Origin of the sequence: Herbaspirillum sp. WGmk3 (genome assembly GCF_023952535.1) — a bacterium.
Classification (GTDB): domain Bacteria; phylum Pseudomonadota; class Gammaproteobacteria; order Burkholderiales; family Burkholderiaceae_D; genus Herbaspirillum; species Herbaspirillum huttiense.
Map to the genome: position 1 here is coordinate 12,702 of NZ_JAKYWT010000004.1, position 12,225 is coordinate 24,926.

General features: G+C 62.1%; 4 protein-coding genes. 2 read left to right on the forward strand and 2 right to left on the reverse strand.

Translation table 11 applies throughout. The features are described from left to right. Nucleotides 1-100 precede the first annotated feature (100 nt). The gene (locus tag MKD49_RS15780; protein WP_252696783.1) at nucleotides 101-373 is read right to left on the reverse strand and encodes a colicin immunity domain-containing protein; all 273 of its coding nucleotides are present in this window, start codon (nucleotides 371-373) and stop codon (nucleotides 101-103) included. Beyond that, the gene (locus MKD49_RS15785; protein WP_252696784.1) at nucleotides 370-8,898 is read right to left on the reverse strand and encodes a hemagglutinin repeat-containing protein; all 8,529 of its coding nucleotides are present in this window, start codon (nucleotides 8,896-8,898) and stop codon (nucleotides 370-372) included. The genes MKD49_RS15780 and MKD49_RS15785 overlap by 4 nt, the downstream gene beginning before the upstream one ends. Nucleotides 8,899-9,139: 241 nt before the next feature. On the opposite strand from MKD49_RS15785, the gene MKD49_RS15790 reads away from it, so the two are divergent. Then, the gene (locus MKD49_RS15790) at nucleotides 9,140-10,852 is read left to right on the forward strand and encodes a ShlB/FhaC/HecB family hemolysin secretion/activation protein (protein WP_252696785.1); all 1,713 of its coding nucleotides are present in this window, start codon (nucleotides 9,140-9,142) and stop codon (nucleotides 10,850-10,852) included. Between the two features lie 134 nt (nucleotides 10,853-10,986). Next, complete coding sequence (locus tag MKD49_RS15795; RefSeq protein WP_121038955.1) at nucleotides 10,987-12,222, forward strand: DNA topoisomerase IB; 1,236 nt, start codon at nucleotides 10,987-10,989, stop codon at nucleotides 12,220-12,222. The last annotated feature ends 3 nt before the right edge of the window (nucleotides 12,223-12,225 follow it).

Genomic DNA, 12,225 nt, shown 5'->3' on the forward strand with positions numbered 1-12,225 from the left:
ATTGCTGCTTTATCCGGCCAGATACCGCTGGCCGGGATCTGGCGTACCTTATGCGGCATCAATGTCAGAGAGCCGCTGTTCCGACTTTAGGATCGATAAATTAAAGAAAATCAGCCTGCTCCATTAGTTTTCTGATTTCATTTCTTAATTTATCTTCATCCAATTCATAACTTTCCCGATCGTCATCCGGATTAAATAAATCAGTCAAACAAAAAATACTAGAAAGTACTTCACTCACTTTAGGGCTATCTAATCGAGACTCACCACTATCACGTTCCCTCTTCCACTGCTCAATAAAATCACTCACAAAGCGCTCAGAATTAGACTCATTGTTTAAATACGTCTTTGCCGATGCCAAGAGTTTTTCGCTCATCGTAATATTCCGTTTTTTAAATAATTCTCGAATTGTGGTGTACTTGGAGACAATTTCCATCCAGTGACAAATTCTCCGGTTTTACTCAACACAACGACATTGTTGGTTGTTGGATTAAAGTGAACAATGGAATCTGGCACATACTGATATGTCCCATGTTGGTAAGTGGTGGGATCATTCAAATGTGATTCAAGGGCACTCTGATATTGGTTTAGCGTTTCAGGATTTTTCTTGGTTGTTGACAATCCAAAGTCTGCAGCATGTTTAAATTTTCTGTCTAGTTGTTTTGTGGAGAAGGACACAACTAAATCTTTTGTTGTTACTTCCTGCTTGGGATATACATTCGGCAAATCCTGATCAGCAGTATATCGATCACGATCAGGTACTACGGTCGGCGACTTCTCCTTCGGAACGACTAGCTTCCTTGCCTCGCCTACCAAGGCCGGAGTAGCGGCCGCAACAGCAGACAACGTCGCCATCCGCAGAAGACGGTAGTTTATCGCCTGCGTCACTAGTCCATCACAAGCGGCCGCACTCAGTCCTCCACAGTTATTATTCCTGAAGATCGCAACCTCCTTGGCTTGTTCAACATCAGTCCCCATAAGAGACGCATTGCCCATCACGGAACCATAACTGATCACATTCACTTGCCGTCCGATCAGCGTATCTTCAAGTTTTGTATAGCCGAACGGCAGTACCTTTACTTCGTTGACACTAGCCACTTCGTCCAGATTTTTTTGGACGCACGCCACATCCCCTGCAATGATGCAACTTTGCACTGCGGCGATATTCTGGTCAGATATCTCCTTGTACTTTTTAAAAATTGCGGTGACGTCTCCGTCGCTGCAACCATCTTTCTTTTTGCTACAAGCCTCAATTTCCTTCTTAAAAGCGGCAGCGTCAGCATGCTTGAGGAAATTATTTATAACCTCGTTATAAGCCGCAGCACCACCCGCCGTCCCACCAACAGCAGTCCCCACCAAGGTACTCGACAACCCTGTCAAGACCTTGGCCAAGTCAGCATCTACTCCCGCTGTCTTCAGAGCCTCTGCAACAGTGGGCGCTGTCAACGTCCCTGCCGCCGCACCGGCAGCACCAGCAAGTCCACCCGTCAAGCCACCCACAACCGTATGAGCCAACACGCGTGCAGTCCCGTCAGGCCCCCAGTTACGTTCGATTGCAGCGGCCTGATCATTGAGCTCCTTGGCGACGGCTGGATCAGTTGCAGCGTCCGCCTGCGTGCGCAAAGCAGCCGCCTTCTTTGTCTGCTCTTCCGCATAGTCCCCGATCAGCTTGGAAGCCTGCTGCCCAAACGCCTGCGTAATCTTCGCCTGCGCCTCCACATCCTCACGCAGCTCATTGCCATTCCAGTTCTTCGCCAGGCTATTGCTGCTGTCCTTACCGGTACGGACCGACGCATCCAGCGAAGCCACGACCTGATCCGGGCTTTGTCCGGTCTTCGCCTGCTGCGCCTGTGCGTCCGCAATCTTCACAGCACCACCTGACACACCACTGCGTGTCACGCTAGTCTCGCTACCAGATGCATTGCCGATCCCGGCACCACCACCCGGTTTTCCTCCGGATGTGCCCGCACTAACACTCTGGCTCTCTGCCGAATATTGACTCCGGTTCTGGATATCGCTGCTGGTGAGGGTTCCGGTTGTCAGGCTGTTCTTGCCCTCTTCCACCGCCTTGTCGGTGCTGGCAATCTGCGCACCCTTGAGGTCCGTATTGCCCTTGACGTTGATCTGGAATCCACCATCACCCGCCATGATCCCCGCCTGCTGGCCCACGCTCGCGTAGTCCGCATCCACACGACTGCGGCTGGCATTGACGCTGGCACCCGATCCATAGCCGATGGTCGCACTGCCGCCAATGCTTTGATCCCGGCTCTTGAAGGTACTGGTGTCCTGCACGCTGGCGATATTCAGGTCGCGTCCCACATCGGCCACGACCTTGTCGCCAGAAACAGTCGCGCCAATCAGATTCGTATCCCGTCCGGAATCGATATTGACCTGCCCACCCGCACGCACCTGCGTCATGACGTTGGAGACATCCTTGCCATCGCTATTGCCCCGGCTACCCGCCGCATTGGCGGTAAAGCCGAACTTGGTCTGCGAACCAAACTGCGCCGTAAAACCTACTCCCCAGGACGACGACGAACGATCGCCATGCTGTTCATCCGTGTTCTGCGACGCAATCAGGTTGATGTCATTGTCCGCCTTCAGCGCCAGATTTCCCTTGGCATTGATGTCGCTGCCCGCAATGGTGATATTGCTGTCAGTGCCACCGCCGGTGGCGCGGATGCTCATGTTGCCGCCGGAGGCCACCGTCGAGCCGCGTTGTGTCACCGTGTTCTGTTCGGTACGGCTGCTGTTCTGGCTGCTGCCCAGCATCACGCTGATGCCGATGTTGCCACTGCCTTCTGCCGACGCTTTCTGCATATCTCCCACAGCGCTGTAGACCGACATGCCCGCCGTCGCTGCAGCCAGTGCCTTGGCGCGGCCGCTCTTGGTCTTGCTCGCCGCATCAGACATCTGATCGACCGACTGCATCGCTGAAATCACCGGGCTGGTGACCGACAAGGTGACACCGCTTTGCTTGTACTTGTCTTCGGTGACCGTGCGGCTAGCCTGCTCCGCCGCCCGAATCTCCACCGACTTCGCGGCGATATCAATATCCCCCTTCGGCGCCACCACATCGCTACCCACCTGCGTATAGCGATTGCCCGCGACGATACTGACGTTGCCCTCTACGCTGCCCACCGTCGAAGCAGCCGCCGTCTTGCTCTGCCCATCCACATCCTGGCTCTGCACCCGGCTACCCACCGTCACCCCAAAGCCCGCCCCCATCACGCCGCTCTTGGTCTCCTGCCGGAAGTTGCGCTGCGTGCTGCTGTCCGTTGCGGCCACGATGTTCACGTTATTGCCCGCCGCCAGCGCCGTGCCCTGCGTGGACACCACATCGCTGCCGGTGATATTCACATCATTGCCCGCACGCACCGCCACGGTGTTGCCCGAGAAAGTGCTGCCCACGTTCCGGCTGTAGCTGCTGGAATCATCCGTCTTGACCGACGTGGCCGTGAGCAGGCCGCCAGAGCTGTGCTGGTGTTCATCTCTTGCACTGCCGGATTCGTTGGCCGTCTCGATGCGCACATCACGCCCGGCCGTTGCACTGAGCGCGCCCTCAGCCACGATCTGCGTGCCCTTGGTCACCACGTCCTGACCGGCGCGGATGCTGATGTTGTTGCCGCTGACTTGCGTGGTCACATCTTTGCTGCCGGTGAGCGTGGCGCGGTTCACGCCGCTTTCGCTGATGCCGTGCGCACCGTTGGACTGGTCCACCAGATTCGGGCCGGTCAACGTGCCGACCCAGTTGGAGGCACCGCTGTCATTGGCCCAGCTGATCTGCTGCCGGAAGTTCTCGTTGACCGTCCCCAAGCTGACGTTGCGGCCTGCGGCCAGATTCACGTCGCCCGTTGCGGCGACCACGGCTGCATTGGCCGTGACGTCACGGCCTGCGACCAGGGTGATGTCCTTGCCGCTGACACTGGCAACCTGGTTGATGTTGGTGCCGCTGGTCACCGCATTGGCGGTGCTGACGCTGGTGCTGTTGACGTTGATGTCGCGTCCGGCAGCCAGCGTGACGCTGTTGCTGCCGTCGATGGCGCCGCCCAGGTTGTTGATGTCCTGCGCCGCCGCCACCGTCACGTCACTGCCGCTGATGCGCCCGCCCAGGTTCTGCACATTGTTGCCCGCCAGCGAAACACTCTGGCGCCCCGCAATCGTGCCGCCACTGTTGACGATATCCTGCGCAGCCTGGAAGGCCACGTCATTGCCCGCGATCAGCGTGCCTTGTCCGGTCACCTGCACATTGGAGGCATGGATGTACACCTGCGGCACCAGCACTTCCTGCGTGCTGCCATCAGCCAGCGTCACGGTCTGCTTGACCAGCCAGACGATGTCCGTCTTCAGTTCCGCAATCTGCGCATCGGTCAGCGCCACGCCCAGCGTATAGCGCTGTGATTGCGCCACCTGCACGCCCGCGTTCATCAAGGCCTGGTATTGCGCTTCATTGCTGCTGTATCCGGCCAGATACCGTTGGCCGGTGATCTGCTGCACCTGGCGCTGGATCAGTTGCTGTTCATAGAACCCATCCCCCAACTGCCGCACGCTGGCCGTCAAACCAAGTTGATTCAACATGAAATCCGACGACAGCCAGCTGCGCGTGCCCACGAACTGCGGATCGGTCTGCACCAGGAAGCGTTGCGCCGGGCCCGCGTTGATGCGGAAGAGCGCATTGTTGGGCAGGGTCAGGTCGAGGTTGGCGATGCGAATGCTGGCCGCGCCTGCACTCGCGCCCGAGGCTCCCGATACCGACGAGGCCACCGCGCGCACCGAACTCTGACGGTTCGGTCCGGCGCCGCTGGTCGGCGTGATGTCCAGCTGGAAGTTGGTGACGATGTCCTGCGACTGATACGGTGCATCGTCGTAGCGCCGATCATCTGCACTGAAGGTGTGGCTCTTGACGTAGGTGTAGCTGGCCGAGCCCGTCGAGACCACGCGCTGGCGGCCCAGCGGGCCGGTGTTGTTGAGGTTGGTGCCGTTGACACTGTCACCGGCCAGCGTGCCGCCCGCGATGAACTGGCTGGCGTAGTTGTTGACGGTACCAGCGGCCAGGCTCATGTTGCCGCCGGACGTGATCATGCCCGGATCGCTCTTGGTGACGACCGTGCGCGTGATCTGTTCGGTACCGTCGTAGATGGTCCATTCGCGGTAGGAGCGGCTGTTGACGTTGTTGTTGAAGGCGGTGATCTTGTCATTGAGCGCCAGCAACGCGGCGATGTAGGCGTCGTACTTGGGCTTCCAGACGTCATAGGCGGCTTTCCACGCGTCGTAGACTCCTGCCGGGACCGGCACCGAGACGCAGGATTCGTAGCAGGCTTCGCCAGGACGCGGCTCCGAACCAGGTCCGGGGCCCGGATCTTCAGCGGGCGGCGTCACTCCCATCACCGACCAGATGCGATCACCCGGTTTGTAGTTGATGATGGCCGGATAGTAGACCGCATCAGCATCCCCCATCGCACCCTGGCTGTAGGCCGGCGTATAGGCGATGGCCACCGCACTGTCACCCCGCGCGCCGCGCGAATAATCAAACGGCGGACCATAGCGCTCGGCTGGATAGGCAGCCGAGGGCAGCAACAGGCGATAGTTGTCTTCATCGCCCATGGCGCGCCAGTTGGACGCATCCAGGATCTCGCCGGAGCCCCGGTTGTAGAGCCATGCCGACTTGGAGTCCAGCAACTGCGACGAGCCGTTGACCCGGAAGCTGACAATGCGATTGCCCGGTCCCGTCTGGTCCGTCGTCTCCAGATGCGCATTGGTGTTGTTGATGGTTCCCGCCGCAACGCTCAGGTTGCCATCGGCATTGATGGTGGCACTGCTGTTGTTGATCTCGCGGGCGCTGCCGGTGGCCTTCTTGTTCGCATCCAGCGCGCCGCCGATGGCCATGTCGCCGACCGAATAGATCAGCCCGTGCTCGCTGTTGTTGACCACGCCCGCGCCGATGTCGAGGCGGTTGCGGGCCGCAATGACCGGTGCGCTGGTCACGCCGTTGACGGTCTCGGCCTGGTTGTTCAACACGTCTGCACCGATGGCGATGTTGTCGCCATAGATGCGGCCGGTGCCGAGGTTGTTGACGGTGCTGCTCTCGATGACGGTATTGACGCCATCGATCAGGCCACGGTTGATGAAGGTGTGAACGTCGGTGGCCTTGAGCTTCAGGGTATTGCCCACCAGCGAGCCGCTGGCCTGGTTGTCGATGGTGGCGGCAGTGAGCATGAGCGTGCCGCCCGCACCGACCGCACCGGCATTGCTAAAGGTGCCTGCGGTACGCAGGTCGATGTCACCGCTCGCCCCTATCTGGCCGGTATGAAGAATCGACGCCACCAGGTCGATGCGCAGGTCCTTCTGGCTCAGGAACCTGCCGCTCCCGGTGAAGGAATAGGCCAAAACGCTGGTCTGCTGTCCGGCGATGACGGTGCCGTTGCTGTTGTCGATGACCAGCGCACGGCTGGCCGGGTTGGCATCCGTGAGGCTGGCGCTGTTGGTGGCGGAGATCAGGCCGGCGTTGTTGTCGATGCGGGTGCCGGCGGTGAGCGTGATGGCGTCACCGCGCATCGCGCCCTGGCGGTTGCTGATGTCGGCCGCGCTGACGCTGACGGTGGCGCCTTCGATGCCCTGGTTCTGGCCCTGGGTGCTGTCGTTGCGGACGGTCCCGGCCTGCACGTTGACGGTGCCATCCGAGCGCATCAGGCCCGCGCTGTTGTCCACGTTGCCGCTGCCCACCTGCAGATCCACGCCCTGTCTGGCCTGCAGTGAGCCGCCGCGATTGCTCACGGCACTGCCCTCCACCGTCAGCTTGCCATTGGCACCGATCACGCCGGCATCGTTGTCCAGGCCGGTGGTCTTGAGGTTGATGTCGCCGTTGGAAGAGACATTGCCCCGATTGACCAGCGCCCCTGCCGTCACGCTCAGCGGACCTTGCGCCACGATGCCGCGCGCGCTGCCGGAATTGGCGTTGCGCACGGTGTTGCTGCCAGCATCCAGGCTCAATGCATCGCCCGCTTGCAGCAGGCCGCCGTCATTGCCGAGGTCGCCGCTGCGGATGTCGAGCTTGCCCTGCGCGACGATGTTGCCGCTGCCGTTGTCGAGCGTGCCGCTGGCAATGCGGACGTCACGCTGCGCGGCGATGTTGCCCTGGCGATTGTCGAGGGACTGGTTCTGGCTGTCGATGCGGATGTCGTTGGCGCTGAGCTTGCCGCTGTGGTTGTCGATGCCTGCCGCTGTCAGCGTGAGTGCTTGTGCGGCATTCACCTGGCCCTGGTTGGCCAGGGTCCCGCTGGTCGTCACGTTGACCGCATCGGCACTGGAGGCCAGCGTTCCCCGGTTGGCCAGGCTGGCGGCTTGCACGGCCACGGGCCCATTGGCGGCCAGGGTGCCGTCGTTGCTGATGCTCTGTGCCGCCTCGATGCGCAAGCGCTCACCGGCATTGACGCCGCCGCTGTTGGCGAGGCTGCCGACCTGCAGGTTCACGGCCTGCGCGGCTTCCATGCGTCCGCTGTTGCCGGTGCGGGCGCTGCTGCTGACGTTCAGCGCACCCTGCGCCGCACGCACGGTGCCGCTGTTGTCCACGCTGGCAGCGTTGACGCTGGCATCGGCATTGGCCTGCAGCGTGCCGCTGTTGCTGAGGGAACCGGCGGACTGCACGGCCAGGGTGGTGCTGCTGCCGATGCTGTTGCGGTTGTCGATGCTGGCGGCGGCGATCTGCACATTGCCCTCGCCGCCGACGCTGCCGGTGTTCTGCAGCGCGCCGCTGGCCTGCACCGTCAGCGCACCGGCACTGGCGATGCTGCCGCTGTTGTCCAGCGCGGTGGTGTTGAGGCTGGCCGCGCTCTTGCTGCCCAGTTCGCCCGCATTGCTGATGCCGCCTGTGGTCTGCACCGCCAGCAGGCCGGTAGCAGTGAGACTGCCGCTGTTCTCCAGCCGGCCATCGGCGGTCACCACCGCCTGGCCTACCGACGCGCCGATGTTGCCCGCGTTGCGCACGCCCACACCATGCTCGGTGGAGGTCAGATAGATGTGGCCGGCATACATGCCGCCCAGCTGCGCCACGTCGATGGCCACCGCCGGTGCGGCGTCGGTGGCGGCCACACCGGGAACCACGCTGGCGTGATCCGCGCTGACGGTGTTGAGGCCCGCGCTGACCTTGAGTTCGGGGGCCCAGATGCCGGCATTGACCTGCACGGCGCGCGCGATGATCTCGGCGTAATCGGTGCGGCTGGCATCCATGCCGTTGCCCTCGATGCGCACCGCACCGCTGGACACGCGATAGCTGTCCAGATTGCCGTTGACGATCTGGGGTACGCCCGTGGTGAGCGTGGCGCGATTGGCATTGATGAAGCCGCAGCCGGAACAGGTGATGCCCGCCGGATTGGCCACCACCACCTGCGCCCGCGCCCCCGCCACTTCCAGGTAGCCGCGCAGATAGCTGGGGTTGGCCGAGTTGACCTGGTTCACGATCACGCGCGCTGCGCCCGTGGCCAGCCATGGATTGCCCGCCACATAGCCGCCCAGCTGGGTGGCCGTGGTGCCCTGCGCATTGTTGAGGATGGCGCCATTGGGGCCGACATCGAATTGCCGGTAGCTGTTGAGCGACACCCCCGCTGCACCCGGGGTCTGGATGTTGACCACCGGCACGCCATTGGGCGTGGCCAGCACGGTCGGCTGCTGGTTGCGCGGGGCGTTGCGGTCGCCCAGGATCTGCGCATGAGCCACCGTGTTCATGGCCAGGGCCAGCGCTACCGCCAGCAGCGAAAAGCGCAAAGCGGACGGTAACAGGTCCGGCATCGCCGCACCGTTGGCCGATGTGCGGCCGTGATGCTGGATGCTGGAGGCGATTTCTGCAACGGCCATCAACTGGCCACGATGCCGGTTGAAAACCAGCTTGTAACGCTGACGATTCATGAAAACCCCGGGTGCTGTTGTCGTTATGACCGGCCACGACAACGAACCCCGATTCGTTGTTTTCCGTTTCCGGTTAGCAATATTTTGCTTGCCAGGGTCGGGATGTTAATTTAGGTTAACGAGGAAAGGTGATTTTTCAGTACACGAGAAGCTTTCCTGTAGGCAAAAACCAACACTTGTTTTGCCAGCCCTCCCATTTCTTTTGAATCCCTTGCCCAGTGTGGCTTTGGGACGACTCACCATGTTTCCGATGTCTTCCATCTTCCGTTCGCCCTCTCCCCGATTTGTACTCATCCTTGGTTTGAATCTGGTCATTTCCCTTGCCCACGGGCAAACCGCCGTCAACCAGGAGCAGTTGCAGCGCGAGCGCGAACGCGCCCTGCGCCAGCAACAGGAGCAGCGTCCTGACGTGAATCTGGGTACGCCCGCCGCCAGCGCGATGGCGCAGGATTTCCCCGAGCAGGAGCAACCCTGCCGCAGGATCACGGCGATTGCGCTGGAGGGTGAACAGGCCGAGCGTTTTCGTTTTGCACTCGACAGCGTCACCGGCGAACGTGGCGCGGTGGGCCGCTGCCTGGGCTCGCAAGGGGTGAACCTGGTCCTGGCCCGGGTCGAGAGCGCCATCGTCGCGCGCGGCTACACCACCACGCGCGTGCTGGCGCGTCCGCAAGATCTGTCGACGGGACGGCTGGTGCTGAGCGTGGTGCCGGGGCGCGTGCGCCACATCCGCTTTGCGCCCGACGCCGATGCGCGCGGGACCGCCTTCAATGCCCTGCCCATCAGCCCGGGCGACATCCTCAACCTGCGCGATATCGAACAGGGCCTGGAAAATTTCAAGCGCCTGCCGACCGTGCAGGCCGACATCAAGATCACGCCCTCCGAGGACAAGGGGGCCGAGGCGGGCGACAGCGATCTGGTGATCCAGTACCAGCAGGCTTTCCCCTTCCGTCTCACGGCATCGCTGGACGATGGCGGTGCGAAGGCCACCGGCAAATACCTGGCCGGGCTGACCTTGTCCTATGACAATTGGTGGACCCTCAATGACCTCTTCTACGTCAGCGTCAGCCGCAGCCTGAATCACTACGGCGACCACGGCAGCCATGCCTACACGCTGCATTACTCGCTCCCGCTGGGCAACTGGATGGCGGCCGTGACGATGTCGGGCAACCGCTATCACCAGACGGTCGCGGGGCCCTTCGAGAATTTCGTCTACAGCGGGCGTTCCGAAACCACCGAATTCAAACTGTCTCGCCTGCTCCATCGCGATGCGGCCGGCAAGACCACGGCCTTCGGCAAAGCCTTGCTGCGCAAGGCTTACAACGCGATTGACGAACTCGAAGTCGGCGCCCAGCAACGCCGCACCACGGCGTGGGAAGCGGGATTGAATCACCGGCAGTTTCTGGGCGATGCAATTGCCGATGCCACGCTGGCCTATCGCCGTTCACTCGATACGCAAGGGGCCGAACCCAGCTCGCCCTTCGACCTGCCGCAGATCGGCACGCGCTATGGTCTGTGGCTGCTGGATGCCTCCCTCAATGCGCCGTTCCAGCTGGCCGGTGCGCGCCTGCGCTACAGCAGCACGCTGCGCGCGCAGTGGAACCGGGGCAGTCTGCCGCCGCAGGATCAGTTCTCCATCGGCGGCCGTTATACGGTGCGCGGTTTCGACGGCGAACTGACGCTGCAGGCCGAGCGTGGCTGGTTCCTGCGCAATGAACTGGCGCTGGGCCTGGGCGAGAGCGGACAGGAAGTGTTTGCCGGTATCGATACCGGCGCGGTCGCAGGGCCCTCGGCGCAATTCCTCACCGGCCAGCGACTCACGGGGGCGGCGCTGGGCTTGCGCGGCAACCTCGGCAAGCTGAGCTATGACATGTTCGTGGCCACGCCCCTGGCCAAGCCACAAGGCTTCCAGACGGCGGCCGTGACGGGCGGCTTCAACCTGCAATGGGCGTTCTGAGTCGAGCTGCCTGCCGGAAAAATCCCACACCATCCCCGGCCGATGGCTGACTGCCGCGTCACGGCGATTGCTCAATAATGGCCCGCATGGACGGCCGCCGGATCTCCCGGCGGACAGCGTCCGAGGAGACCATCATGGATCGTATCGCCGCAGCGTCCGAACAATCTTCATCATCATCATCGCCGTCGCCTTCGGCCCCGCCGCCCGCCGATGCCCGCCATCAGGACGAGGCCATCGACATCGCCCGCGCCAACCAGCTGCGCTACGTCAACGACGGCATGCCTGGCATACGCCGCAGCCGGCGTGGCAAGGGCTTCGCGTATCACGATGCGCACGGCGAGCTCATTCGTGATGACGATGTGGTGGCGCGCCTCAAGTCTCTGGCCATCCCGCCCGCCTGGGAAGACGTCTGGATCAGCCCGCACGCCAACGGCCACATCCAGGCCACCGGACGCGATGCGCGCGGGCGCAAGCAGTATCGCTATCACGCACGCTGGCGCTCGGTGCGCGATGATGCCAAGTACCTGCGCATGATCAGTTTTGCGCGTGCGCTGCCGACCATCCGCCGCGTGGTGGAGCAAGACCTGAAACGTCCCGGCCTGCATCGGCAGAAAGTCTTGGCCGCTGTCGTGCATCTGCTGCAGACCACCTTCATGCGCGTGGGCAATGACGAATACGCCAAACAGAATCAATCCTTCGGCCTGACTACGCTGCGCCATCGCCACGTGCGCGTGGATGGCAGCGATGTGCTGTTCCGCTTCCGCGGCAAGAGCGGCGTGCAGCATGACATCAAGCTGCACGATCCCTACGTGGCCCGCATCATCCGCAAGATGCGCGAGTTGCCGGGGCAGGAACTGTTCCAGTACGTGGATGACGAGGGCGAGCGCCACTGCATCGATTCGGGTGACGTGAATGCCTATCTGCGTGAAGCGGCGGGCGAGGATTTCAGTGCCAAGGATTTCCGCACCTGGGCCGGCACGGTGCTGGCCACGCTGGCGCTGCAGGCCTTCGAGCGGGTGGACTCGCAGGCGCAGGCCAAGCAGAACGTGGTGCGCGCCATCGAGAACGTGGCGCGCCGCCTGGGCAATACGCCTTCCATCTGCCGCAAGTGTTACGTGCATCCTGCCGTCATCGAAAGTTACCTGGACGGCAGTTTTGCGGAGCGGCTGGAAGAACGGGTGCAGGCCGAACTGGTGGAAGAGTTGCAGGATCTGTCACCGGAGGAAGCCGCTGTACTGGCCTTGCTGCAACAGCGTCTGCAAGAGGCGGAACAACAACCGGCCCGCAAGCCACGTCGCAAACCTGCCGCGCGCACCGCCACCGCTTCGGTGCCGCGCAGAAAAGCGGCGCGGCCAACGGCACGCGCCTGAACC